This window comes from Phenylobacterium sp., assembly GCF_030698145.1.
In the GTDB taxonomy this organism is placed as follows: Bacteria; Pseudomonadota; Alphaproteobacteria; order Caulobacterales; family Caulobacteraceae; genus Phenylobacterium.
Genome location: NZ_JAUYNW010000080.1, coordinates 18,957 through 41,450, shown reverse-complemented (window position 1 = coordinate 41,450; position 22,494 = coordinate 18,957). Strand labels below are relative to the sequence as shown.

General features: G+C 68.8%; 26 protein-coding genes. 10 read left to right on the top strand and 16 right to left on the bottom strand.

What is annotated here, in order from left to right; genetic code table 11:
• Window positions 1–5: 5 nt before the first annotated feature.
• From Q8Q77_RS11530 to Q8Q77_RS11515, 4 genes are all read right to left on the bottom strand, one after another.
• Entirely contained in the window at window positions 6–521 is a 516-nt protein-coding gene (locus tag Q8Q77_RS11530) for a hypothetical protein (protein ID WP_305583721.1), read from the bottom strand.
• Entirely contained in the window at window positions 518–1,630 is a 1,113-nt protein-coding gene (gene mreC / locus Q8Q77_RS11525; RefSeq protein WP_371130448.1) for a rod shape-determining protein MreC, read from the bottom strand. The genes Q8Q77_RS11530 and mreC overlap by 4 nt, the downstream gene beginning before the upstream one ends.
• 50 nt (window positions 1,631–1,680) lie before the next feature.
• Window positions 1,681–2,724 carry a rod shape-determining protein gene (locus Q8Q77_RS11520; RefSeq protein WP_305583720.1) on the bottom strand — a complete coding sequence of 348 codons (1,044 nt, stop codon included), beginning with the start codon at window positions 2,722–2,724 and terminating at the stop codon, window positions 1,681–1,683.
• Window positions 2,725–2,933: 209 nt separating this feature from the next.
• Window positions 2,934–4,337, bottom strand: a complete 1,404-nt coding sequence (locus Q8Q77_RS11515) for a sensor histidine kinase (protein WP_305583719.1) — start codon at window positions 4,335–4,337, stop codon at window positions 2,934–2,936.
• A gap of 217 nt (window positions 4,338–4,554) precedes the next feature.
• Here Q8Q77_RS11515 and Q8Q77_RS11510 point away from each other — a divergent pair, with 217 nt between their 5' ends.
• Window positions 4,555–6,081, top strand: a complete 1,527-nt coding sequence (locus Q8Q77_RS11510) for an ABC-F family ATP-binding cassette domain-containing protein (protein WP_305583718.1) — start codon at window positions 4,555–4,557, stop codon at window positions 6,079–6,081.
• On the opposite strand, the gene modA is transcribed toward Q8Q77_RS11510, so the two are convergent.
• Both modA and Q8Q77_RS11500 read right to left on the bottom strand, forming a co-directional pair.
• Window positions 6,082–6,843 (bottom strand): molybdate ABC transporter substrate-binding protein, encoded by a 762-nt coding sequence (gene modA / locus Q8Q77_RS11505; protein ID WP_305583717.1) that lies wholly within the window; start codon window positions 6,841–6,843, stop codon window positions 6,082–6,084.
• Window positions 6,844–6,892: 49 nt separating this feature from the next.
• Window positions 6,893–7,915: a hypothetical protein gene (locus Q8Q77_RS11500; protein WP_305583716.1), complete on the bottom strand. Its 1,023-nt coding sequence runs from the start codon at window positions 7,913–7,915 to the stop codon at window positions 6,893–6,895.
• Between the two features lie 67 nt (window positions 7,916–7,982).
• Between Q8Q77_RS11500 and Q8Q77_RS11495 the strand changes: the two genes are divergently transcribed.
• Window positions 7,983–8,603, top strand: coding sequence for a TetR/AcrR family transcriptional regulator (locus tag Q8Q77_RS11495; protein ID WP_305583715.1), 621 nt, complete (start codon window positions 7,983–7,985; stop codon window positions 8,601–8,603).
• Here Q8Q77_RS11495 and Q8Q77_RS11490 read toward each other — a convergent pair.
• The 4 genes from Q8Q77_RS11490 to Q8Q77_RS11475 all read right to left on the bottom strand — a co-directional run bounded on the left by Q8Q77_RS11490 (window position 8,600) and on the right by Q8Q77_RS11475 (window position 12,658).
• Window positions 8,600–9,481 carry a DMT family transporter gene (locus tag Q8Q77_RS11490; RefSeq protein WP_305583714.1) on the bottom strand — a complete coding sequence of 294 codons (882 nt, stop codon included), beginning with the start codon at window positions 9,479–9,481 and terminating at the stop codon, window positions 8,600–8,602. The two genes, Q8Q77_RS11495 and Q8Q77_RS11490, sit on opposite strands and share 4 nt — an antisense overlap.
• 38 nt (window positions 9,482–9,519) lie before the next feature.
• On the bottom strand, window positions 9,520–11,097 hold the full coding sequence (locus tag Q8Q77_RS11485) for a 2-isopropylmalate synthase (RefSeq protein WP_305583713.1): 1,578 nt from the start codon (window positions 11,095–11,097) through the stop codon (window positions 9,520–9,522).
• Between the two features lie 211 nt (window positions 11,098–11,308).
• Window positions 11,309–11,929 (bottom strand): glutathione S-transferase family protein, encoded by a 621-nt coding sequence (locus Q8Q77_RS11480; RefSeq protein WP_305583712.1) that lies wholly within the window; start codon window positions 11,927–11,929, stop codon window positions 11,309–11,311.
• Between the two features lie 3 nt (window positions 11,930–11,932).
• Complete coding sequence (locus tag Q8Q77_RS11475; protein WP_305583711.1) at window positions 11,933–12,658, bottom strand: TVP38/TMEM64 family protein; 726 nt, start codon at window positions 12,656–12,658, stop codon at window positions 11,933–11,935.
• Window positions 12,659–12,820: 162 nt separating this feature from the next.
• On the opposite strand from Q8Q77_RS11475, the gene Q8Q77_RS11470 reads away from it, so the two are divergent.
• Together Q8Q77_RS11470 and Q8Q77_RS11465 are read left to right on the top strand one after the other, a co-directional pair.
• Window positions 12,821–13,852, top strand: coding sequence for a calcium-binding protein (locus tag Q8Q77_RS11470; protein WP_305583710.1), 1,032 nt, complete (start codon window positions 12,821–12,823; stop codon window positions 13,850–13,852).
• A gap of 102 nt (window positions 13,853–13,954) precedes the next feature.
• The gene (locus tag Q8Q77_RS11465; RefSeq protein WP_305583709.1) at window positions 13,955–15,157 is read left to right on the top strand and encodes a pyridoxal phosphate-dependent aminotransferase; all 1,203 of its coding nucleotides are present in this window, start codon (window positions 13,955–13,957) and stop codon (window positions 15,155–15,157) included.
• Window positions 15,158–15,203: 46 nt separating this feature from the next.
• On the opposite strand, the gene Q8Q77_RS11460 is transcribed toward Q8Q77_RS11465, so the two are convergent.
• A complete protein-coding gene (locus Q8Q77_RS11460; protein ID WP_305583708.1) occupies window positions 15,204–15,440 on the bottom strand; it encodes a DUF2171 domain-containing protein in 237 nt (78 codons plus the stop codon).
• Between the two features lie 137 nt (window positions 15,441–15,577).
• On the opposite strand from Q8Q77_RS11460, the gene Q8Q77_RS11455 reads away from it, so the two are divergent.
• Complete coding sequence (locus Q8Q77_RS11455) at window positions 15,578–16,165, top strand: glutathione S-transferase family protein (RefSeq protein ID WP_305583707.1); 588 nt, start codon at window positions 15,578–15,580, stop codon at window positions 16,163–16,165.
• Complete coding sequence (locus Q8Q77_RS11450; RefSeq protein ID WP_305583706.1) at window positions 16,165–16,341, top strand: DUF4169 family protein; 177 nt, start codon at window positions 16,165–16,167, stop codon at window positions 16,339–16,341. Before Q8Q77_RS11455 ends, Q8Q77_RS11450 begins: the two co-directional genes overlap by 1 nt.
• A 2-nt stretch (window positions 16,342–16,343) precedes the next feature.
• Here the strand turns inward: Q8Q77_RS11450 and Q8Q77_RS11445 are convergent, their stop codons facing one another.
• On the bottom strand, window positions 16,344–17,126 hold the full coding sequence (locus tag Q8Q77_RS11445; protein WP_305583705.1) for a Coq4 family protein: 783 nt from the start codon (window positions 17,124–17,126) through the stop codon (window positions 16,344–16,346).
• Between the two features lie 129 nt (window positions 17,127–17,255).
• Between Q8Q77_RS11445 and Q8Q77_RS11440 the strand changes: the two genes are divergently transcribed.
• The gene (locus Q8Q77_RS11440; protein WP_305583704.1) at window positions 17,256–17,465 is read left to right on the top strand and encodes a ribbon-helix-helix domain-containing protein; all 210 of its coding nucleotides are present in this window, start codon (window positions 17,256–17,258) and stop codon (window positions 17,463–17,465) included.
• Here the strand turns inward: Q8Q77_RS11440 and Q8Q77_RS11435 are convergent.
• From Q8Q77_RS11435 to Q8Q77_RS11425, 3 genes are read right to left on the bottom strand one after another with little or no spacing between them, the layout of a single operon-like run.
• Window positions 17,462–17,665, bottom strand: coding sequence for a hypothetical protein (locus Q8Q77_RS11435; protein WP_305583703.1), 204 nt, complete (start codon window positions 17,663–17,665; stop codon window positions 17,462–17,464). The genes Q8Q77_RS11440 and Q8Q77_RS11435 overlap by 4 nt on opposite strands.
• A 3-nt stretch (window positions 17,666–17,668) precedes the next feature.
• Window positions 17,669–17,887 (bottom strand): hypothetical protein, encoded by a 219-nt coding sequence (locus Q8Q77_RS11430; protein WP_305583702.1) that lies wholly within the window; start codon window positions 17,885–17,887, stop codon window positions 17,669–17,671.
• A 4-nt stretch (window positions 17,888–17,891) separates the two neighbouring features.
• Window positions 17,892–18,077, bottom strand: a complete 186-nt coding sequence (locus tag Q8Q77_RS11425; RefSeq protein WP_305583701.1) for a hypothetical protein — start codon at window positions 18,075–18,077, stop codon at window positions 17,892–17,894.
• Between the two features lie 103 nt (window positions 18,078–18,180).
• Between Q8Q77_RS11425 and Q8Q77_RS11420 the strand changes: the two genes are divergently transcribed.
• On the top strand, window positions 18,181–20,517 hold the full coding sequence (locus Q8Q77_RS11420; protein WP_305583700.1) for an ATP-dependent helicase: 2,337 nt from the start codon (window positions 18,181–18,183) through the stop codon (window positions 20,515–20,517).
• A 76-nt stretch (window positions 20,518–20,593) separates the two neighbouring features.
• Window positions 20,594–21,496 carry an alpha/beta fold hydrolase gene (locus Q8Q77_RS11415; RefSeq protein WP_305583699.1) on the top strand — a complete coding sequence of 301 codons (903 nt, stop codon included), beginning with the start codon at window positions 20,594–20,596 and terminating at the stop codon, window positions 21,494–21,496.
• Here the strand turns inward: Q8Q77_RS11415 and Q8Q77_RS11410 are convergent.
• Window positions 21,493–21,900 (bottom strand): hypothetical protein, encoded by a 408-nt coding sequence (locus tag Q8Q77_RS11410; RefSeq protein ID WP_305583698.1) that lies wholly within the window; start codon window positions 21,898–21,900, stop codon window positions 21,493–21,495. The genes Q8Q77_RS11415 and Q8Q77_RS11410 overlap by 4 nt on opposite strands.
• A gap of 84 nt (window positions 21,901–21,984) precedes the next feature.
• Between Q8Q77_RS11410 and Q8Q77_RS11405 the strand changes: the two genes are divergently transcribed.
• Entirely contained in the window at window positions 21,985–22,485 is a 501-nt protein-coding gene (locus tag Q8Q77_RS11405) for a hypothetical protein (RefSeq protein WP_305583697.1), read from the top strand.
• Window positions 22,486–22,494 lie beyond the last annotated feature (9 nt).

Here is a 22,494-nt window from a genome sequence, read left to right as displayed (position 1 = left end):
CGATCCTAACGGAATCTCACGTCGGCGTCCTCGAACCGGTCGATCAGGTGATCGGCGAACGGAAAGAGGATGACCGTGGCCAGGAACTGCCAGCCGACCGCGACGAGGCTGGCCGTGCCCCCGGAATCGGCCATGGTGAACAGGTAGGCGGCGAGCTGGCTCAGGGCGCAGCAGGCGCCGAACCAGACCCACATCATCAGCCGGCTCTGACCCACGATCAGGGTGCGCCCAGCCAGGACCGCGCCGTAGCCGGTCAGCAGTGACAGGGCCCACAGCCCCACCGGTCCACCCCAGAACAGGTCCAGGAACAGGCCCATGGCCAGGACCCCGAACGGCGCGAGGATCGAGGGCCGGATCACCGCCCAGGCGAAGGCCGGAGCCAGCGCGAAGATCGGTTCCGGCGGTTGCAGTCCGAACACTCGGAACGGGATCGCGAACAGCATGGTCAGCGCCAGGGCCTGGACCATGGGCAAGCCCAGCCAAAGCACCGGATTGAGCGGTCGCGCGCCGGCCAGGCTCAAAACGGCACCTCCGCGGGCGGGGGCTGCGGCGGCGCCTGGGGCGGCGCGGCGGCTGGCGGCGGAGATGTGGCGGGCGCGGCGCGCCGCGGCGGCGCAGGCCGCGGCGCGGCGGGCCGGGGCGTCACCGCCCTGGCGGCAGGCGCCGGGATGGTGGCCGGCGCAGTGGCGCTCAGGACTGGCGCGGGCGTCACGCCGACCGAGGTCGCAGGACCCGTGGCCGGTGGCGGCGGCGGCGGGATGCGATTGAGTTCGGCGGCGTTGGCGAGTTGCGAGAAATCCTGGAACAGCAGGATGCGGACGAAATCGATGGGCGAGGAATCCGACGCCAGCGCCACCCGCCAACGGCCGTCCAGCCCCTTGACCGCCACGCCCACCGGCAGGCCGCGCGGCAGCACCCCGCCGTCGCCGGAGGTGACCACCCGGTCGCCCTCCTTCACGGGATCCTTGCCGCGCAGGTAGTCCAGCCGCGGATTGGGTCCGCCGTCGCCGGTCAGGATGGAGCGCGCATTGGTCCGGTCGACCATGACCGGGGTCCGCGAGGCGATATCGGTCAGCAACAGGATGCGGCTCGCCCCGTCGGTCACCCCGATGATCCGTCCGACCAGCCCGGTCTCGCTCATCACCGGGTTGCCGACCTTGATGCCCTTCTCGCGCCCAGCGTTGGCCAGGCGGGTGTTGGCGAAGGGCCCGCGCGAGCCGCTGACCGTGCGGGCCGCGGCCATGGGAATCGGCGGGTCGGTCTTGAGACCCAGCAGGGCCCTGTAGCGATCATTGGTGTCGCGCATCGCCAGGGCGGCGTCGCGCCATTCCTGGGCCACCACCAGCTCGGCTTTCAGCCGCCGGTTCTCGGAGATCGCGAAGAAGTAGCCGCGGACATAGTCGACGCCGTCGCCGATCCACTGGGTCGGGGTGGCCAGGGTCTGGGTCACCGGCGCGGCCACCGCGTCGCCGACCCGGCGGGTCGCGCCATAGGCCTCGGTCTGGAAGGTCTCGCGACGGTCCGACATCAGCAGCGCCACGGCCACGACGACAGCCACGGCCAAGGCCACCCCCGCTGTCCATGCCAGCGGGACCTTCAGCTCGCCGAACGGATTGTCACGAAAGGCCACCGGAACCTGCTCGCATGCGAGGGAGCGTTTTGCGCCCCGACTCGCGAAGTCTACGCCAGGGTGGACTCAAGAACGCCCTTCATCCACTTCGGATGTTCGAGCACCTTGCCGCAGCCCAGCGCGACGCAGGAAAGCGGGTCGTCGGCCACGGTCACCGGCAGGCCGGTATGGTCGCGGATCTCGGCGTCCAGGCCGCGCAGCAGCGCGCCCCCGCCCGTCAGCATGATGCCCTTGTCGGCAATGTCCGAAGCCAGTTCCGGCGGAGTCGCCTCCAGCGCCATCTTCACGGCGTCGACGATCTGGCTGACCGGCTCCGACAACGCATCCGAGGCCTGCTTTTCACTGATGCGCACTTCGCGCGGCACGCCCTGCATCAGGTCGCGGCCCTTGACCTCGATGGACAGGCCCTCGCCGTCGGCCGGAGCCCGGGCGGTGCCGATCTCCTTCTTGATCCGCTCGGCGGTGGTCTCGCCGATCAGCAGGTTATGATTGCGGCGCATGTAGCTGATGATCGCCTCGTCCATCTTGTCGCCGCCGACGCGAACCGAACGCGAATAGACGATGCCCGAGAGCGACAACACGGCGACCTCGGTGGTGCCGCCGCCGATGTCGACGACCATCGAACCGGTGGGCTCATGGATGGGCAGACCGGCGCCGATCGCCGCGGCCATGGGTTCGTCGATCAGGCCGACGCGACGGCCGCCGGCGTTGAGGCAGCTGTCGTTGATCGCCCGGCGTTCCACGGCCGTCGCGCCCGACGGCACGCAGACGATGACCTTGGGGTTCACGAAACCCTTGCGGTTGTGGACCTTGCGGATGAAGTACTTGATCATCTCCTCGGCGACTTCGAAGTCGGCGATGACCCCGTCGCGCATGGGGCGGATGGCTTCCATGTGGCCCGGCGTGCGGCCCAGCATCTGTTTGGCTTCTATGCCCACGGCGTGGACGACCTTGCGTCCGCCGACATTGCGCAGCGCCACGACGGACGGCTCATTCAGAACGATGCCCTTGCCCTTCATGTAGATGAGGGTGTTGGCCGTGCCGAGGTCGATGGCGATATCGTTCGAGATGGCGCCGAAGAGGGACGAGAACATGCAGTGCCCTGAGGGGGTGAAGGCGGAAGTTTGGTCCGGGGAGTCTAGGGCCTGCCGGCTTACCACGCCATGAATAGGCGCCCGGCCGCTCCAGCCTCCTTTTGTAGGACTGGAAGGTGCTGTGCCCTGCCATTGGGTTCATTTCAAGGCTTAATGACAGCCGTGTGGTTTCGCGCGGCAGGCAAGCCGCCAAGCTTGGCCGCATAAGGTCAAACCAGGGTCTGGGCCGGCGTCGCGATCATGCAAACCAGACCCTCCGCGGCGAAGTCCAGGGCGACGCCGCCGGACAGTTCCCGCTCCACCGCGCCCTTGATGAATCGCAGGCCGAAACCGGACCGCGACGGGGCCAGGACCGGCGGCCCGCCACATTCGCGCCAGCGGACGGCCAGGCCGTCCGCGCAGCGCGACCAGGTGACCTCCAGACGGCCCTCGGCGCTGGAAAGCGCCCCGTACTTCGCCGCGTTGGCGGCCAGTTCGTGCAGGACCATGGCCAAGGTCACCGCGGCCCGCGCCGACAGGTGGACAGGCGGTCCCGACAGCGAAAGCCGCGCCTCGCCATGAGGCGCGAGGGTCCCGGCGGCGAGGTCGCTGAACTCAGCGCCCTCCCAGGCGCGTTCGGCCAATCGATTGTGCGCGCCCGACAGCGCCATCAGCCGCGCCTCGAAGGCCTCGCGCATGGCGCGCGGATCGCCGGCTTCATGGAAGCTGTGGACCGCCAGGGACTGGACAGTGGCGAGCGTGTTCTTCACCCGGTGGTTCAGTTCGTCGACCAGGGTCTTCTGCAGGTCTTCGGAGCGTTTTCGCTCGCTGATGTCGACCAGCACGTTGATAGCGCCGACCAGTTCGCCCTCGGGGCCATGCAGCGGCGTGGGATAGGCCAGGAACGCGCCGCGCGTTCCGTCGGGCCGCTCGAAGATCGCCTCCGCGCCCTGGATCTGGCGGTCGTCACGAATCGCCTGGGCCATCGGGCACTGATCCAGCGGCATGGGAACGCCCAGTGGCGAGTAGAGCTTGAACGAGCCGCACCAGCGGTCCTCGCCGATCCTCGGCTCACGGCCCCACAACGCCGCCGCGGCGGCGTTGAAGCTCAGCACGAAGCCCTGTGCGTCTGTGTTGTAGACGGCGATCGGCGCGGACTCGAGCACCCGCCGCGTCCAGTCCTGCCGCGCCCGAAGCCGGTCGCGCGTCTGGCGAAGCTCGGTGATGTCCTGGATGCAGCCGACGGCCCCCAGCAAGGCGCCGTCGTCGTCCAGCAGAGGCTCCGCATTGGCCAGCAGATGCACCCGCCGGCCGGACGGCTGTTCGATGATCAGCTCACGGCCCGTCACCGAGGCGTAGGTGGCCAGCACTTCGGCGATAGCGGAACGATCCAGGGTCACGGGCGCGCCCTCGACGTCGAACGCCTTCCAGGCTCCGCAGTAACGGCCCGCGTCGCCGCTCGGCGACCAGCCCCAGATCTCCACGGCGCGGCGGTTGTGGTGGACGATCAAGCCATCGGCGTCGCAGACATAGACGCCGACCGGCAGGTGTTCGAGCAGGGACTTCCACGAGTGGAACAGCCGCTGGAGCGCCGGGCGTGTCGGCGCGACGTCGGCCACGCCGGCGTCAGACATCCGGGCGCCCTACCCCGGTTAGCATGTGCTGACAGAGAGTCATTCGGAGGCCCCAATTCCTGAACAGTCAGATTGTTCCGTCGAGTCGCCGACATTAGCCATGGCCATGAACGACAATGGCTCTGTGTGGCGTCGCCGCTACAGCCGCGATCTCCCGGGAAGCCTACGAAGGTCGCCCACCCTCCCTGTTCCCTGGCCCGGTCACGCGTGAATCGAGATGTCCACCCGTCAGGCCGTCCTGGGCGTCGAGAACGCCAGCTTCTTCTACGGCTCCAATAGGGTCTTCGAGGGCGTCTCGTTCCAGTTGGACGACGCCCGCACCGCCCTGGTGGGCGAGAACGGGGCCGGCAAGTCCACCCTGCTCAAATGCCTGCTGGGCGAACTGGTGCTGATGGACGGCCAGATCGTCCGGTCGCGGGGCCTGAAGATCGGCTACGTGCCCCAGGACGTTCCCGAGGGCCTGGCCGCCACGCCGCTGCGCCAGGTGCTGGAGGCCGCCCTCCCCGTGACCGACGGGTCGGAGGACTGGAAGGTCGACGTGCTGCTGGACGAGATCGGCGTCGCCTTCGAGACGGCCGAGCAGCCCTTCGGCGCCTTGAGCGGTGGCTGGCAGCGGCTGATGCTGATCGCCGCGGCCGCGCGGCTCTCCGAGCCCGACCTGCTGATCCTGGACGAGCCGACCAACCACCTGGACCTGTCGAACATCAACGTCCTGGAGGGCTGGCTGGAGGAGAACCAGCGCCTGCCGATGCTGATCGTCAGCCACGACCGGGCGTTCCTGCAGCGCACCACCACGCGGACCCTGTTCCTGCGCGCTGACGGCGCCCACAGCTTCGCCGCTCCCTTCGTCGAGGCGCGCCAAGCGCTGCTGCACCGTGACGCCGCCGACGCCGCGCGGCGTCATCTCGAGGGCAAGGAGATCGAGCGCCTCCAGAAGGTCGCGGCCCGTTACCGGGTCTGGGGCGTGAAGAACGACAAGTTCCACAAGCGCGCCAAGGCCACCGAGAAACGCATCGACCGGATCGAGGCTGAGCGCACCGGCTCCTATGTCTCCCGCGAACGCAAGCTGGAGCTGGCCGAGGGCGAGATCGAGGCCAAGGTGGCCCTGCGGATCGAGAACTACGCCGTCACCACGCCCGATGGCGGGCGCAAGCTGTTCCACATCGACAAGCTGTCGGTGCGGGTCGGCGACCGCATCGCCCTGCTCGGGGTGAACGGCGCTGGCAAATCCATGCTGCTGTCGGCCCTGGCGCGGTCCTGGGACCCCGCCCTGCAGCACTATGACGGCGGCGCCCAGCTGCGCTTCAATCCGCAAAGCCGGCTGGTCTATTTCGACCAACGCATGGCCGACCTGCCGCTGAAGGTGAGCCTGGTGGACTACCTGACCTCGGTCGAGGGCGCCACCAGCCGCGACGCCAACGCCATGCTGGCCAAGGCGGGCTTCCCCTATGTGCGGATCAAGGGACCGATCGGCGACCTCAGCCACGGCGAGCGCGCCCGGCTGGTCTTCCTGCGCATGACACTGGCCAAGCCCAATCTCTACCTGCTGGACGAACCCACCAACCACCTGGACATCGAGGGCCAGGAGGACCTGGAGGCGCAGCTTGAGGCGAGCGAGGTCGCGTGCCTGTTCGTCTCCCACGACCGCTATTTCACCCGCGCGGCGGCGACGCGGTTCCTGGAGATCCGCAAGGGCCGTCTGGTCGAGGTGGAAGGTCCCGAGGCGTTCTTCGAGGCCCAGTAGTCAGCGTCGCGGCAGGGCCTTGAAGCCGTACTTGCGGAACACGACCGCAGCCTGAGGTCCGCCGAGATAGCTGAGGAATTTCGCCGCGTCGGGGTTCCTGGAGCCGGCCACCAGGGCGGCCGGATAGACGATGTCGGGATGGCTGCCCACCGGGAACAGGCCGACGATCCGGACCTTGGGTTCCACCTTGGCGTCGGTGTCGTAGACCACCCCGAACGGGCTCTCGCCGCGGGCCACGTACTGCAGGGCGGTGCGGACGTTCTCGGCCTGGGCGAGCCTGCCCGAGACCCCGTCCCAGGCGCCCAGGGCGGTCAGCGCAGCCTTGGCGTATTTGCCGGCGGGCACTTCGGGGCCGGCCACCGCCAGCCGCCCGTCGCCCAGGGCGCGGGCGAGCGGCATGCCCTTGGCCACCTTCAGCGTCGACTTGGAGTCGGCCGGGGCGATCAGGGCCAGGCGATTGGTCAGCAGGTCGCGGCGGCTGGCCGCCACGATCAGCTTTCGCTCGGCCAGGTAGGTCATCCAGTCGCTGTCGGCCGAGACATAGATGTCGGCCGGGGCGCCCTGCTCGATCTGCCGGGCGATCGCCGACGAGGCGGCGTAAGAGAACCGCACCTGGCCGCCGGTCCTGGCGTATTCACGGCCGACCTCGTCCAGGGCGTTCTTCAGCGAGGCGGCGGCGAACACCGTGACGGGGGTGGCCTGGGCGGCGGTGGCCAACAGCCAGGCCGCGGCGACGGCGGCGATGCGGGAGATCAGCTTCATCGGCGCCGAGACTACGCAATCGCCCAGGCCGAGGGCGACCGAAAAAGCGTCAGCGCAGGGCGAAGACCTTGGCGATCAAGGGGGCGTCGACGACGGTGTGCGGCGCCACGGCGTGGTAGCCCAGGGCGTGGACCCAGGCGTTGCCGGTCCGCAGGGTGATGAAGCTCTTGATCATGCCTGGCCCCACATAGCTGAGCAGCACGAACAGCAGCGACAGCGCCGTGTCGCGGGGCGTGGCGAACACCGACCAGCCCTCGACCAGATGCATGGCCGCATAGGTCAGCCCGCCCAGCAGCACCGTGACCGTGGGCGACCCGGTGAGCTTCAGGTAGCGCGGCAGCAGGATGGCGTAGATCAGCACCATGGTGGGCAGCACGGTGCCGAAGAAGAACACCGCGAAGGCCACGGGCGCTGCGATGAGCAGTTGCTCCGCCGACAGCTTGAGGATGCCGGGAAAGGCGCCGAGCTCGAAGGCGCTCTCGATGGTGGCGACCACCAGGATGACGCTGAGGTCGTTCCACGGCGCCGAGGACTTCAGGCTGAGCTGCTCGGTCGAATAGCGGTGGCGGAACCAGAGGAAGGGCACGATCGCGAAGGCGACGAAATTGTAGATCATCCATGTCCACACCTCGCCCGGCGACGGCGGGACCGAACAGCCGACCAGCGTGCCGGCGATGTGGAAGCTGAACGGACGGTACCCGAGCACCGGGCCCAAGAGCCAGCCGCCCACCTGGGCCAGCATGGCGTAGGCCAGCAGCATGGCGGTCTCTCGCGCCGCGACGGGGCGGTCGGGGGCGCGCGTGGCGATGTCGACCTTCCGCCGTCGGGTCAGCCAATAGACCACGAGCATCAGACCAAGGATCTCGATCATGCCGATCGTGGGAACGGCCATCTGCATGGCGAAGGGTCGTCCCGCGAAGGCCGGCCGGTCGAAGGGCAGATAGCCCCCCGCCAGCCAGAGGACCGCCGCGTGCGCCACGACCCACAGGCCGATCGCGGCGGCCCCGGCCGGATGCAGGATCGTGGCGCGGGCGACTCTGCCCGCGAACGAAGGCTTCACTGCCTCGGCCATGTCGATCTCCATAAGTCTCTAGCGCGAGACTTGCATGAGACGACATCTCCGTCCAGAGACTTGAGTCATGCCCGCCGCCGAGACGAAGACAGCCCGCAACCGCCCGCGCACCGAGGCCAGGCTGCGCGAGGCCGTGGGCGCCGTACTGGTCAAGGGCGGCTTCGCCGCGCTGACCCCCAGCGCCGTGGCCCGTGAGGCCGGTGTCGATAAGATGCTGATCTACCGCTATTTCGGCGGCTTGCCGGGACTGGTGGAGGCGGTGGCCAACGGCCCGGATTTCTTCCCCACCTTCGAGGAGGTCTGCGACGGCGACCCGGCGGCCCTGCGCGCCCTGCCCCTTTCCGAACGCTCGGCGGTGGTGGTCGACAACTATGCGCGCCTGCTGATGGCCAGGCCCGTGGTGCTGGAGCTGATGGTCTGGGAGCTGGTCGAGCGCAACGAGCTCACCGCCATCATGGAGACGGCGCGCGAGGAGATGGGCCTGAGGCTCGCCCGCGAGATCTTCGCCGGCGGCGGCGGCCGGGCCGCCCAGATCAACGCGGTCTCGGCGCTGCTGGGCGCGGCGGTCACCTACCTGGCCCTGCGCCGCCGGAAGATCCGCTGGTTCAACGGCGTCGACCTGCGCTCCGACGAGGGCTGGGCCCAGCTCCGCGAGGCCGTGCGCCAGATGACCGCGGTGCTGGACTAGCCAAGCGCCGTCATCACCACGCCCACGCCGGTCGCGATCCCGCCGACGATCTGGCGCAGGCTCAGGCGTTCCTTGAACAACCGGCGGCCCGCCGCGGCGGCGATCGGACCCTCAATGACGCCGACCGCACGGACCTGGCCGGCGGGCGCCAGGGCCAGGGCCGAGAACCAGCAGGCCGAGGCCGCCGTGCCGCAGAGCCCCGCGCCCAGCGACTGACGCCAGGAGGCGGCGACGGACCGTAGGGCCTGGGGCCGGGTGACGGCCAGGATGGCGCTGAGAACCGCCGACTGCAGGGCCTGGGCGACGCAGAGCGAGGCCGTGGCCGAATAGATCGGGTGGCTGGGCTCGAGGGCCATGCCCGCTTGCCGGTAGCCGTTAAGCGCCACGGCGAAGGCCAGGCCTGAGGCGAGGCCGAACAGCGAACCACTGAGCACGCCGGCGACCGCGTCCGCCTTGGGCCAGGACAGGATCAACAGGCCGGCGGTCGCCGCCGCCAGGCCCATCCATTGGACTCCGCTCATCTGATCGCCGAACGCCACGTAGCCCAGGATCGCCCCTAGCGGCAGGGACGACTGCTGCATGAAGGTGGCGACGGCGAATCCGGAATGGCGCATGGCCATCATCAGGGCCGCGGTGGCCGAGACCTGGGCGATCGCGCCGGCCACGACGGCGATAGCGAACCGCCACGACAGGTGCGGCACGGCCTCAGGCGTCGCGAAGGCCACCACCGCGAAGATGGCCAGTGAGAACGGCAGGCCGAACAGGAACCGCACCAGGGTCGCGCCCCAGGGCCCGGCGTCGCCGACCAGGCCCCGCTGCAAGGCGTTGCGCGCGACCTGGAGCGGCGCGGCGGCCGCGGTCAGGATGATCCAGAGCATGGGAGCTGTCCCGCGCGCCGCAAGCGGCGCGCTTAGGATCAGAAGCCGCTGGCGATCGCGTCGGGCGCGCTCTTTTCCTTGCGGGCGAAGAGGTTGTTGAGCGCGTTGACATAGGCCTTGGCCGAGGCCGTCAGCGTGTCGGTGTCGGCGGCCTGGCCGGTGGCGATCCGGCCGTCCTCCTCGAGGCGCACCGAGACCTGGGCCTGGGCGTCGGTCCCTTCGGTCACCGCGTGCACCTGGAACAGGCGCAGGATGGCGGTATGGGGCACGGCCTCGTGGATGGCGTTGAACACCGCGTCGACCGGACCGTCGCCGGTGGCCGAGGCGGCCTTCTCGACGCCATCGACCGTGACGATCAGTTCGGCCTGCTGCGGACCTTCGGTGCCGGCGATGACCCGCAGGCTCTTGACCTGGATGCGGTCGGAACCCGAGGCCAGGGCGTCGTCCACCAGGGCCACGATGTCGTCGTCGAACACGTGCTTCTTCTTGTCGGCCAGGTCCTTGAAGCGCTGGAAGGCCTCGTTGAGCGCGTTCTGGCCCAGCTCGTAGCCCAGGGTCTTCAGCTTCTCGCGGAAACCGGCGCGGCCGGCGTGTTTACCCATCACCAGGTTCGAACCGCCCTGGCCGACACTCTCGGGCGTCATGATCTCGTAGGTGCCGCGGTCCTTGAGCATCCCGTCCTGGTGGATGCCGCTCTCGTGGGCGAAGGCGTTCTTGCCGACGATCGCCTTGTTGAACTGCACGGGGAAGCCGGTGATCGCCGAGACGTAGCGGCTGGCGCGGGTGATGTGCTGGGTCTCGATGCCGGTGAAGTAGGGCAGCCGGTCGCCGCGCACCTTCAGCGCCATGACGATCTCTTCCAGCGCCGCATTGCCGGCCCGCTCGCCGATGCCGTTGACCGCGACCTCGACCTGGCGCGCCCCGCCCTGCACGCCGGCCAGGCTGTTGGCGACGGCCAGGCCCAGGTCGTTGTGGCAATGGGTGGAGAAGATCACCGTGTCGGCGCCGGGTACGTTCTCGATCAAGTCGCGGAAGATCTCGGCGTACTCGCTGGGATAGGTGTAGCCCACGGTGTCGGGGATGTTGATCGTCTGGGCGCCGGCCCTGATGGCGGCCTCGACGCAGCGGCGCAGGAAGTCCTGCTCGGTGCGGGTGGCGTCCTGGGCCGACCACTCCACGTCGCCGCACAGGTTGCGGGCGTGGCCGACGGACTTGGTGACCATCTCCAGGATGTCTTCCTGGCTGGCCTTCAGGATATGGTCGCGGTGGCTGGGGCTGGTGGACAGGAAGGTATGGATGCGGCCGCGCTTGGCGGGGCGGATCGCCTCGGCGCAGCGCTCGATGTCGACCATGCCGGCGCGGGCCAGGCCGCAGACCGTGCTCTCGGTGACGATCTCGGAGATCTGACGGACGGCCTCGAAGTCGCCGTTGGAGGCGATGGGGAAACCCGCCTCGATCACGTCGACGCGCATGTCCTCCAGGATCTTGGCCAGCTCGAGCTTTTCGTCGATGGACATGGACGCGCCCGGCGACTGCTCGCCGTCGCGCATGGTGGTGTCGAATACGATGACGCGATCCCGGGAATCGCGGGCGGTGTCGTTGGAAACTTGGGTCATTTGCGAACTCTCTTCGCGGGGCGTTCTAAAGGGGGCGGGCGGCGGGTGAAATCCCCTGGGAGCCCGGCCGCGAAGTCGCGCAGCCTAAAGGGTGGCCCAGGGGCGACTAAGCCCCAGGTCGAGAAGAAGCAGGCTGTGCGACGACGTACGCATGGGAGACGACATACCGAAATGACGGTCTCGCCGCAACAGTCTTGCGTTGAATCAGGCTTCAGGTCGCTTCGGCGGCAAGAACGACCCTGACCGCGGGTCGGTCGTTCATGCGCTGGAAGTGTCCGAAAACCTTCGGAAATTGCGCGATCTCGACCCCGATGCCCGCAAGCCAGCCGCTGAAGGTGAACAAGTAGGGATCGCAGATCGTATAGGCCTCACCCATGACCCAGGGTCCATCGGGCAGATCGGCCTCGATCCTGGCGAAGCAGGCGGCCATGGTCTCGGGAACCTTGCGCTTCATCTCAGTGATCGCCGCGGGGTCGTCGGCCCAGCGCCCGGCGCGCCGACCATGGGCGTAGGCGACATGGACCGTGGAGGCGAGATAGGTGTTGAACGCCTGGACCTGGGCGAAGGCGTAGGGATCGTCCAGCGGCGCGAGGCTCGCCGCCGGATGGGTTTGCGCCACGAAGGCCAGGATCGCCAGGCTTTCCGTCAGGACGCCGCGGTCGGTGACGAGCGCCGGGATTCGGCCCTTTGGATTGATTGCCAGATAGGCCGGTTTCGTCTGCTCGCCGCTCGCCAAGTCGACGGGCACCGCCTCGTAGTCGGCTTCGGCCTCTTCCAAGGCGATGTGCGACGCCAACGAGCACGAGCCTCGGTAATAGAACAGCTTCAGCATCGATCAGTCCTTCCGGGGGCCGCTGATCGCGTCCTCGCGCGACTTCAGCCAACTTCGGGCGAACCAGCCGATGGCGATCCAGGCGACCACCATGAGCACCAGCCAGATCGCGTGGCCGCCGCCCTGCCCTTTAAGGACCTGGACGATGGAATTGCCGGCAAAGGCCGTGAGCGCGATCTTCGGGATGATGCCAAGCGCCGTGCCGGCGGTGAAATGGCGCATGCGCATGGGCGTCACTCCGGCGGCCATGTTGACCACGATGAAGGGCGCCGAGGGCACAAGCCGCACGATCAGGCTGGCCAGGAAGCCGTTGCGGCCGACCAGGTCCATGAACCGCTGCATGCTCTCGCCCGAAAGGGTCTTCAGGGCCCGCGCCCCGGCCATCCGCCCGACATAGAACCCGACCAGGGCCGAAACCATGGTGCCGATCCAGCTATATGCGAACCCGGTCCAGGCCCCGAACGCCACCACGGCGGCGGCGATCAGCACGAATTGCGGCACTCCGACAAAGGCCAGGATCGCGAAGGCGGCCACCGCGGCCGGCAGGGCCCAGGGCCCGTCCGAGGCCATGCCCAGCCACCGCTCCACCGTCGCCTCGCCGTCGAAACCCAGCACCTGGGCCCCGAACAGGAAGACCATACCGACCCCGCCGAACAGCACGAAGGACACCGCCAGCGTCCGCCAGGCCTTGGCGTCCATTTCGTTGATGAAGCGCAGGATAAGACGCATGCCCTCCCGTCGCCTGTTCGCTGGCGCGGGTCAAGGCGGGCCGGCCCCGTCGCGCCAGGGGCTGCTTTCAAGGCGTTGTAACCCTGAGCAAAATGCGGCACGACTCCGGTCGGACGGGAACCCATCGAGAGCGGCGCGCGCGCCGTTTGAAGGAGTTTCCACGTGGCCCACTACGCCTTTGAAGACATCGAGCCGCTGCAAGCCCTTGCGATCCGCGCCACGGACAGCCTGACCATGGCCTCGGCGCGCTACGCCTTGGTGCTGATCAATCCGCTCGGGTCCAGCCTTCCCGACCACATCTCGATCAGCACCGCGGATCGAACCGTGGTCTTCGGGGCCGAGGTCGGCGCCCTGGTGCGGGCCGGACGCCTGCAGACCGACGACGGCTCGCGCCTGTTCATCGGCGACGGGGCGCATGAGAACGTCGCGGGCGCGGCCGGCGCCGACGCCCTCTATGGCGGCGACGGGAACGACACGCTGTCGGGCGGCGGCGGCGACGACTTCCTGCAGGGCAACAAGGGCGACGACAGCCTGAGCGGCGGCGAGGGGATCAACCTGGTGTTTGGCGGCCAGGGCGACGACATGATCCGCGCCGCCGACGGCGCCCCGAACGGAACCTTCGCGCACGGCAATATGGGGCGCGACACGGTGATTGGCGGCGGCGGCGACGACATCCTGCTGGGCGGTAAAGACGATGACAGCCTGAGCGGCGGCGACGGGCGAGATTTCATCAGCGGCGATCTCGGCGACGACCGGATCGATGGCGGCGCGGGCTCCGACACCCTGATCGGCGCCGACGGGTCCGACACCCTGGACGCGGGCGGCGGCGTCGATCTGCTGCTCGGCGGGGCGGGAGCTGACCGCTTCTCGCTGGCCGACGGCGACCTGCCGGCCAGCGGCCGCCTGGCGGTGATCGGAGATTGGCAGGGCATCGACCGCCTCGACTTCGGCCTGGTCCACGCCCAGCAGGTGGGCCTCGACATCTACGCCGAGGATGTCGCCGGCGGCTATGCCGAGGCCCTGGTCAAGGCGACCGCCATCTTCCTGCAAGGCAAGACCTATGCCGGCGTCCAGGTCGGAACCGACGTGCTCGTCTTCGCCAACACCGACCTCAACGCCGCCGATGGCCCGGAGACCGCGGTCGTCCTGGCGGGCCGCACCCTGGCCGACATCGACGACGCGAACTTCTTCTAGGCCGGGAACGACCGTTCCGACTCCAAGCCGGCTTTGCCTTTCGGCCGCCTTCGGCTAAACCCGCGCCCGTTCCTTTCAACCCTGCCCGGGAGTCTCCCCGCCATGTCGCTCGAATCCGCCGCGCTGTCCCGCGTCAAGCCGTCCGCCACCCTGGCGGCCGACGCGAAAGCTCGTGAGCTGAAGGCGCAGGGCCGGAACGTGATCTCCCTGGCCGCGGGCGAGCCCGACTTCGACACGCCGGACAACATCAAGGAAGCCGCCATCAAGGCGATCCGCGACGGCAAGACCAAGTACACCAATGTCGACGGCATCGTTGAGCTCAAGGAAGCCATCGTCGCCAAGTTCCAGCGCGAGAACGGCCTGACCTACAAGACCAGCCAGGTGAACGTCTCGCCGGGCGGCAAGCCGGTGATCTACAACGCCATGGTCTCGACCCTGAATCCGGGGGACGAGGTGGTGATCCCGCGTCCCTACTGGGTCAGCTATCCCGACATGGTGCTGCTGGCCGGCGGCACGCCGACCTTCGTGGCCACGTCGGCCGAGACCGGCTTCAAGGTCCAGCCCGCCGACCTGGAAGCCGCGATCACGCCCCGGACCCGCTGGTTGATCCTCAACTCGCCGTCCAACCCCTCTGGGGCGGCCTACACCAAGGCTGAGCTGCGGGCCCTGGCCGACGTGCTGCTGCGCCATCCGCAGGTCTGGATTCTGACCGACGACATGTACGAGCACCTGGTGTTCGGCGACTTCGAGTTCTGGACCATCGCCCAGGTGGAGCCGGCGCTCTACGACCGCACCCTGACCATGAACGGGGTCTCCAAGGCCTATGCCATGACCGGCTGGCGGATCGGCTACGCCGCCGGCCCCGAACCGCTGATCAAGCTGATGGGCAAGGTGATGAGCCAGACTACCTCCAACCCCTGCTCGATCTCGCAGTACGCCGCGGTCGAGGCGCTGAACGGCCCGCAGGACTTCATCAAGCCGAACGCCAAGCTGTTCGAAGGCCGCCGCGACCTGGTGGTCTCGATGCTGAACCAGGCGTCCGGCATGAAGTGCCCGACTCCGGAAGGGGCCTTCTATGTCTATCCGTCGGTGGAGGGCCTGATCGGCAAGACCACCGAGGCCGGCAAGGTGATCGAGAACGACGGCGACTTCGCGGTCCAGCTACTGGAGCAGGAGGGCGTCTCGGTGGTGTTCGGGGCGGCCTTCGGCCTCTCGCCCTTCTTCCGCATCAGCTACGCCACGTCCAACGCGGTGCTGGAAGACGCCTGCACGCGCATCCAGCGCTTCTGCGCCTCGCTGAAATAACCGGCGCGGCGGAGACCGGACCCCGGCCTCCGCCCGTCCAGCGCCGCTAGTGCTTCTCGCGCCAGCTCGCCTTGGCCGCGTCCTGGGTGAGGTTCAGCCGCACCTTGTCGTCCTCGACGTCGTCGACCCAGGTGATCGGGATCAGGTGGTGCTTGAGACCGCCGCCCAGATCGAGCTTGGCCAGTTCGATCTCGTCGCCCAGCACGTGGTCGACGCGGCCGACATGGCCCCCGTCCGAGCCGATCACTTCCATATGTTCGCGAATGAGCGAGGCTTGGATCATCGTTCCATCTCCTGACTATTGGGGTGGCTGACAAACCCGCGAACCGCGCATCCTGTTTCCTGCGAAGTTGCGCCCCGAACTATGTTCTGCTTATGTTCCCGTCGCGTCTCGTCCACTCCATCCCAAGGATCCTCCCCGTGCTGACCCTGTTCCACGCCCCCAAGTCCCGCTCGACCCGGATGCTCTGGCTGCTGGAGGAGTTGGGCGCGCCCTATGAGGTGAAGGTCGTCGACATCGCCCGCCGCGACGGGGTCGGCGCCAAGGACCCGGCCAATCCGCACCCGCACAAGCAGGTGCCCGCCCTGTTGGACGACGGGGTGCTGATCAGCGAGTCCGTCGCCATCGCGCTCTATCTTACCGACAAGTTCCCGGCCGCTGGGATCGGGCCGGTGGTGGGCGATCCCCTCCGCGGCCCCTATCTCACCTGGCTCGCCTACTATGCCGGGGTGCTGGAGCCGGTGATCGTCAGCCATTTCGAGGGTCGCACCGCCACCGATCCCGCTCTGAAGGCCCAGTACGAGGCCCTGGACGCGAGACTCAAGAGCGCGCTCGAGGCCAGCCCTTACCTGCTGGGTGAGGCCTTCAGCGCCGCCGACATCATGTTCGCCAGCCTGCTGCAGTTCGCCCGCCAGATGCTGCCGGCGCACGCGGTCTATGACGAATGGTTGGCGCGGCTCAACGCGCGCCCGGCGCTGGCCCGCGCCATGACCAAGGACGGCGGCTGATGGCGGATCTGGTCAACTTCAACAAGGCCAGGAAGGCCAAGTCCCGCGATCAGGGCCGCGCCCAGGCGGCGCAGAACCGCGTCGCCTTCGGTCGGACCAAGGCCGAGAAGACTGTCACGACGGCCGAGCGCGAGAAGGCCGACCGCACGCTGGACGGCGCCAAGCGCGAGGACTGAGGCTACATCTGGCCAGGGACGGCGGCGTCGCGCGCCTCGGGCGGAATGGCGTTGTAGATGGTCGGCGGGGTGATCCCCAGGCGGCGGCGGGCGGCCTCGATCGGCTCATGGAGCAGCCGCTCATAATCCTCGCCCAGCAGCCAGGCCGAGGCCTTGCCGCGCTGATAGCCCTGCCAGATCGCCTTGGCATAGGGATGGTCGCCGCCGCGCGAGCGGATGGTGGCCCCGGCCGCCATCAGCGCCCAGCCCAGGCTCTTGGTCTGGGCGTAGGAGAAGGCCACGAGGCAGGCCTCGCCCAGGCCGTCGCGATGATAGCCCGACAGGATGTGCCAGATGTCGTGGACGTCGCGGGTCCGGCGGCCGAACCAGGCGTGCGGATGGCGCACGTCGATATCGTTGCTCTTGACCCGGCTGATCTCGGCCAGGCCCTCGGCCGACAGCTGCTCGCTGCGGATGAAGTCGCGATAGGCCGCGCCGACCGTGCCCGTGGCGAAGGCGTCGAGCCAGGCGTCGTCCATCAGCCTGTCGATAAGCTCGACCCGCTCATAGGCGATGCGGCCGCCCTGGGGCGTGGTCAATAGGCGCTGGTAGCCCTTGGGGACCGAGTCACCGCTTAGCGCGCGCATGATCTCGAACACCTGGCCGGTGTCTTCCTTGTCGTTCAGCAGCCGCTGGAGCGCCTTCAGCGCCACGCCCCACTGGAGCTTGGGCCTGGGCATGGGCGTCGTGGCCGGATCGGCCTGGCGCTGCATGGGGAGGTCGAAGGAGTCGGCGGTCATGGCCATGGGGAGCAGCCCTTATGGAACAGCGTTCGGATTAAAAATGACGCCTGCGTCATTTTTTTGCAAGAGGCAATCCGACATCGCCGCTCCGAGGTTGCGCCCGGGCTGTGCTTGGCCCCACAAGAGCACAACATGCCGCGCCTTCGTAAACGTTCCATCCTGCTGTCGGGCCACGCCACCTCGCTGGCGCTGGAGCCGGAGTTCTGGAGCGTGCTGGACGAGGTCGCGCGCCACGAAGCCATCAGCATGGCGGCGCTGATCGCCCGCATCGACGAGGGGCGCGGCGAGCGGCCACTGGCCTCGGCCTGCCGGGTGGCGGCCCTGGCCTTCGCGCGGCGCTAGTTCACGGGCTTCACATCCGGCAGGGGCGTGGGCTTCGGCGACGTGGGGACGATCACGTCGGGTTTCGGCGGGGCCCGCCCCGCCTCCGGCGGATTGGCGATCCGCAGGACGAGAATGAACGCGAGCACCACAGCGACCGCCAGCGCGGCCCACAGGACCAGTGGGATCGGCCGGCGTTCGCGGGGAGGCTTGTCGCCCATGAGCTATTTCGGGGTCGGGATCGGCGCGTTCGGCAGCTGGGGCGCGTCGGGGATCGGCGGCGCCTTGGGCAGGTTCACGTCCACCTCGACGCTGCTGGGCATTTGCGGCTTGGACATGCCGCCACCTGAATAGACAACGAACGCGATGACCGCGACCGCCACGATCAGCCCGCCGATCAGGAAGGCGAGCCAGGGTGTCGAGGAGCTGGAATCGTCGGCCATGGGGCTAGCCCGGCTTGGCGGGGGCGGAGATGTCGGGAGCCTTGATGTTCACGTCGACGGACTTGGTGTCGCCGCCGCCGAAGCCGCCGCCCGAGTACATGAAGAAGGCGATCACCGCCACGACGACCAGCAGGCCGCCCACGATGAAGGCCAGGACCGGGGTGGAGCCGCTTCCAGAGTTCTCAGCCACGTTTTCCTCCTACGTGTCACGGTAAAGGTCGCCGGAGAAACGAACCGCGTTCAGAGGGGTTCCGGGACTTAAGCCGGGCGAGGTTTGTGCTACATATGTTCCGATGTCGTCCTTTGAATCAGCTCCCCTGCCCGCGCCCCGCGTCAGCGACCTGGCCCGGGTCAGCGGCCCCGACTACCTCGAGGGCCTGAATCCCGAACAGCGCGCGGCGGTCGAGGCGACCGACGGGCCGGTCCTGGTGCTGGCCGGGGCGGGCACTGGCAAGACCCGCGTGCTGACCACGCGGCTGGCCCACATCCTGGCCACCGGCAAGGCCAAGCCGTGGGAGCTGCTGGCCGTCACCTTCACCAACAAGGCCGCGCGCGAGATGCGCGAGCGGATCACCCACATCATCGGCCCCCAGGCCGAGGGCCTGCGCTGGCTGGGCACCTTCCACTCCGTCGCCGCCCAGATCCTGCGCCGGCACGCCGATCTGGTGGGGCTGAAGTCGAACTACACGATCATCGACACCGACGATCAGGAACGGCTGATCAAGCAGGCGCTGGAAGCCGAGAACATCGACGCCAAGCGCTGGACGCCCAAGACGCTGGCCGGGATGATCGACCACTGGAAGAACCGTGGCTGGACCCCCGACCGCCTGCCGGCCGGCGAGGGCGCCGAGTTCGCCAACAACCGGGGAGCCGCGCTCTACAAGCTCTACCAGGACCGGCTGCGGGTGCTGAACGCCTGCGATTTCGGCGACCTGCTGCTGCACAACCTGACCATCTTCATGAGCCAGCCCGACGTGCTGGCCGAGTTCCACGACCGCTTCAAATACATCCTGGTCGACGAGTACCAGGACACCAACGTCGCCCAGTACCTGTGGCTGCGGCTGCTGGCCCAGAAGCGGCAGAACGTCTGCTGCGTGGGCGATGACGACCAGTCGATCTATGGCTGGCGTGGGGCCGAGGTGGACAACATCCTGCGCTTCGAGCGCGACTTCCCGGGCGCCACGGTCATCCGCCTGGAGCGCAACTACCGCTCCACCAGCCACATCCTGGCCGCGGCCTCGGGCCTGATCAGCACCAATAAGGGCCGCCTCGGCAAGACCCTGTGGACCCAGGCCAACGACGGCGAGAAGGTCGTGGTGCGCGGGGTCTGGGACGGCGAGGCAGAGAGCCGGCTGGTCGCCGAGGAGATCGAGCGCGCCAAGAAGGGCGGCACGGAGAAGAATCCGCGCAAATTCCGCGACATGGCCATCCTGGTCCGCGCCTCGTTCCAGATGCGCGCCTTCGAGGAGCGGTTCGTGCTGCTGCAGATCCCCTACACGGTGGTCGGCGGCCCGCGGTTCTTCGAGCGCGCCGAGATCCGCGACGCCCACGCCTATCTTCGGCTGATCCAGTCGCCGGACGACGACCTGGCCTTCGAGCGGATCGTCAACACGCCCAAGCGCGGCATCGGGGACACCACCGTCCAGAAGCTGCTGACCATGGCCCGTGTCGCAGGCGTCCCGGTGATGGAGGCCGCCCGCGAGGTGGTGCGCACCGACGAGCTGGCGGCCCGCACCCGCACGGCCCTGTCCAACTTCCTGCGCGACATCGACCGCTGGCGGGTCCAGGCCGGCGAGGCCCCCCATCCGCGCGTCATGGAGCAGGTGCTGGAGGAGAGCGGCTACACCGACGCCCTGCGGCTGGACAAGACGCCCACCGCCCAGACCCGGCTGGAGAATCTCAAGGAGCTGGTCCAGTCGATGGGCTCGTTCGAGACGCTGCAGGACTATCTGGAGCACGTCTCCCTGGTCATGGACCTGGACAAGGGTCCGCAGGCCGACGCCGTGCAGATCATGACCCTGCACTCCGCCAAGGGCCTGGAATTCCCCCTGGTCTTCCTGCCGGGCTGGGAGGAAGGCGTCTTCCCGTCCCAGCGCAGCATGGACGAGAAGGGCGAGAAGGGCCTCGAGGAGGAACGCCGCCTGGCCTATGTGGGCATCACCCGGGCCCGGGAAGAGGCCCGCATCTCCTTCGCCGCCAACCGCCAGGTCTATGGCCGCTGGACCAGCCAGCTCCCCAGTCGCTTCGTCGACGAGCTGCCCCTGGCCAATGTCGAGGCCACGTCCGAGACCGGCTACTACGGCGGCGGCCCCGGCATGCAGCAGCACGGCAGCCGCTGGGACGAGACCCCCGGTTTCGGCGCGGGCTACTCGTCGCCCGGCTGGAAGCGCGCCCAGGAACGCAACTACCACGGCAGCCACCCCGGCCGCGGCGCGGTCATCGAGGGCGAGGGCCGGCTCGTCGCCGTTTCCGACGCCTCGGCCGCCAGCGTCTACAAGCGCGGCGACCGGGTCTTCCACCTGAAGTTCGGCTACGGCGCGGTGAAGAGCGTCGACGGCAACAAACTCACCGTCGCCTTCGACAAGGCCGGCGAGAAAAAGGTGATCGACAGCTTCGTGGAGAAGGGCTGACGATTTTCTTCGTGCGCCGTGCGCGGAAGGCCTCCAAGGTGGCGGTCCATTTGCGCAACCAGCCCACGGGAAATTCATGCCCCAGATCACCGCCAACGGCATTCCGCTGCATTACGAAGCCCACGGTCCCGAGACCGGCGAGCCGCTGTTGCTGATCATGGGCCTGGGCGCCCAGATGACCCGCTGGCCCGCGGAGTTCGTCGCCGAGCTGGCCGGGCGCGGCTACCGGGTGGTGCAGTACGACAACCGCGACGTGGGCCTCTCGCACAAATTCGACGAGGCCGGCGCCCCGGACATGCCGGAGGTCTACAAGGCGCTGATGTCGGGCCAGAAGCCCCCCGTCCCCTACCTGGTCTCCGACATGGCCGCCGACGGCGTCGGCCTGATGGACGCCTTGGGCTTCGAGCGGGCCCATATCGTCGGCGCCTCCATGGGCGGGATGATCGCCCAGAACCTGGCCGCCGAGCATCCCGGGCGCGTGCTGTCGCTGACCTCGATCATGTCCAGCACCGGCAACCCCGCCCTGCCCCCGGCCAAGCCGGAGGCCATGGAGCGACTGTCGAACCGCGGACCGGACCCGCGCACGGACCTCGAAGGCTTCCTCGATCACGGCGTTAGCGGCGCGCGGATCATGAACGGGCCCAACTACCAGGCCGACGAGGCCGAGCTGCGCGCCAGCCTGAAGTCCGACTATGAGCGCAGCTTCTATCCGGTCGGGTTCGCCCGCCAGATGGCGGCCATCGTGGCCAGCGGCGACCGCAGGGCGACCATCGCCAAGATCACCGCCCCGACGGTGGTGGTCCACGGCGCCGACGATCCCCTGGTGCCGCCGACCGGCGGCGAGGACACCCACGTGACCATTCCGGGCTCGGAGCTGCACGTCCTGCCCGCCATGGGCCACAACCTGCCCAAGCCGCTGATCGCGACCCTGTGCGACCTGATCGAGCGGGCGACGGCGCGGGCGCGAGCCGAAGCCTAGGCGCGGCGGCCCTTCAGGAGCTTGGCGGCAAGCACGCCGATCCCGGCCGCGACGGCGACCCCGGCCCCGATCAGGGCCGCGGCGCCCATCGCGCGCTGGGTGTGGACCGTCTTGGTCGCGGCCTCCGATGCGGCCTTCAGCACCTCGGGCTGGACCTCGTGGGCGGCGGTGTCGCGGTGGAAGGTCACCGTGCCGCTCGCCCTGTCCAGGTCACCGGCGCGCCAGCCGTGATCGAGCCAGGCGCGGTGGTGTGGCTTCTCCGCGGCCCCGCCCCACCAGGCCGCCTGCTGGGCGGCCTTGGGCAAGGGGAAACCCAGCACCTCCTCGATCTCGGCCAGGGTCGGGCGCCACTGGTCGGCGATCTCGCGCGCCAGGCGGTCGGAGAGGGGAAGGTATTTGCTCATGACGCCTCCTCTACACCCAACGCCCCGTCCCTCGCGAGCCTGTGAGGCGAGATGACTTGAACCAAGGCCGCTTTCGAGCGCTTGTTGAGCGTGATGAAGTTCTCGACGCCCGTCATAGACCGCTCGGCCGCCATCGGGGTCGCCCTGTTCACCCTGGTCGGGGTGGGGGTGGGGCTGGCCATGAAGCCGGGCGCGCAGGAACTCATCGGCCCCGAAGGTCCCCAGTCCCTGATGCCGATCTCCGGCGCCAGGGCGCAGTTCGCCAGCAATCAATCGGCCTTCGCCGGCTATCGGTACGGCATACCGGACTATGTGATCGGCACCGACTGGCTGCAGCCGGAAGTCCCCGAGGCGCCGGCCGAGGATGTGGTCGCCGACGACGAGCCCGCGGCCTACCGGCCGACGCAGTTCGTCACCGTGGCCGACCGCGAGCCTGAGCCCGACTACGCCCCGCCGCCGCCCCGCTATCCCTCGGTGACGGGCGACATCTACGCCGAGGCGGCCGAGCCGCCTGAGGCGCTGGAGCCGCCCGAGCCGCCGGAACCCCCTGAGGCGTCCGAGGCTCCGCAGGCCCCGCCGGCCTGAAGCCCCCTC

Excerpts from the sequence above, each read along its gene's own strand:
- modA (WP_305583717.1), bottom strand. The coding sequence starts at position 6,843 with ATGAAGCTGATCTCCCGCATCGCCGCCGTCGCCGCGGCCTGGCTGTTG.
- Q8Q77_RS11445 (WP_305583705.1), bottom strand. The coding sequence starts at position 17,126 with ATGGCCATGACCGCCGACTCCTTCGACCTCCCCATGCAGCGCCAGGCC.
- Q8Q77_RS11510 (WP_305583718.1), top strand. The coding sequence starts at position 4,555 with ATGTCCACCCGTCAGGCCGTCCTGGGCGTCGAGAACGCCAGCTTCTTC.
- Q8Q77_RS11490 (WP_305583714.1), bottom strand. The coding sequence starts at position 9,481 with ATGCTCTGGATCATCCTGACCGCGGCCGCCGCGCCGCTCCAGGTCGCG.
- Q8Q77_RS11420 (WP_305583700.1), top strand. The coding sequence starts at position 18,181 with ATGTCGTCCTTTGAATCAGCTCCCCTGCCCGCGCCCCGCGTCAGCGAC.
- Q8Q77_RS11440 (WP_305583704.1), top strand. The coding sequence starts at position 17,256 with ATGCCGCGCCTTCGTAAACGTTCCATCCTGCTGTCGGGCCACGCCACC.
- Q8Q77_RS11435 (WP_305583703.1), bottom strand. The coding sequence starts at position 17,665 with ATGGGCGACAAGCCTCCCCGCGAACGCCGGCCGATCCCACTGGTCCTG.
- Q8Q77_RS11465 (WP_305583709.1), top strand. The coding sequence starts at position 13,955 with ATGTCGCTCGAATCCGCCGCGCTGTCCCGCGTCAAGCCGTCCGCCACC.
- Q8Q77_RS11475 (WP_305583711.1), bottom strand. The coding sequence starts at position 12,658 with ATGCGTCTTATCCTGCGCTTCATCAACGAAATGGACGCCAAGGCCTGG.
- Q8Q77_RS11515 (WP_305583719.1), bottom strand. The coding sequence starts at position 4,337 with ATGTCTGACGCCGGCGTGGCCGACGTCGCGCCGACACGCCCGGCGCTC.
- Q8Q77_RS11520 (WP_305583720.1), bottom strand. The coding sequence starts at position 2,724 with ATGTTCTCGTCCCTCTTCGGCGCCATCTCGAACGATATCGCCATCGAC.
- Q8Q77_RS11495 (WP_305583715.1), top strand. The coding sequence starts at position 7,983 with ATGCCCGCCGCCGAGACGAAGACAGCCCGCAACCGCCCGCGCACCGAG.
- Q8Q77_RS11500 (WP_305583716.1), bottom strand. The coding sequence starts at position 7,915 with ATGGCCGAGGCAGTGAAGCCTTCGTTCGCGGGCAGAGTCGCCCGCGCC.
- Q8Q77_RS11410 (WP_305583698.1), bottom strand. The coding sequence starts at position 21,900 with ATGAGCAAATACCTTCCCCTCTCCGACCGCCTGGCGCGCGAGATCGCC.
- Q8Q77_RS11480 (WP_305583712.1), bottom strand. The coding sequence starts at position 11,929 with ATGCTGAAGCTGTTCTATTACCGAGGCTCGTGCTCGTTGGCGTCGCAC.
- Q8Q77_RS11460 (WP_305583708.1), bottom strand. The coding sequence starts at position 15,440 with ATGATCCAAGCCTCGCTCATTCGCGAACATATGGAAGTGATCGGCTCG.
- Q8Q77_RS11430 (WP_305583702.1), bottom strand. The coding sequence starts at position 17,887 with ATGGCCGACGATTCCAGCTCCTCGACACCCTGGCTCGCCTTCCTGATC.
- Q8Q77_RS11485 (WP_305583713.1), bottom strand. The coding sequence starts at position 11,097 with ATGACCCAAGTTTCCAACGACACCGCCCGCGATTCCCGGGATCGCGTC.
- Q8Q77_RS11415 (WP_305583699.1), top strand. The coding sequence starts at position 20,594 with ATGCCCCAGATCACCGCCAACGGCATTCCGCTGCATTACGAAGCCCAC.
- Q8Q77_RS11450 (WP_305583706.1), top strand. The coding sequence starts at position 16,165 with ATGGCGGATCTGGTCAACTTCAACAAGGCCAGGAAGGCCAAGTCCCGC.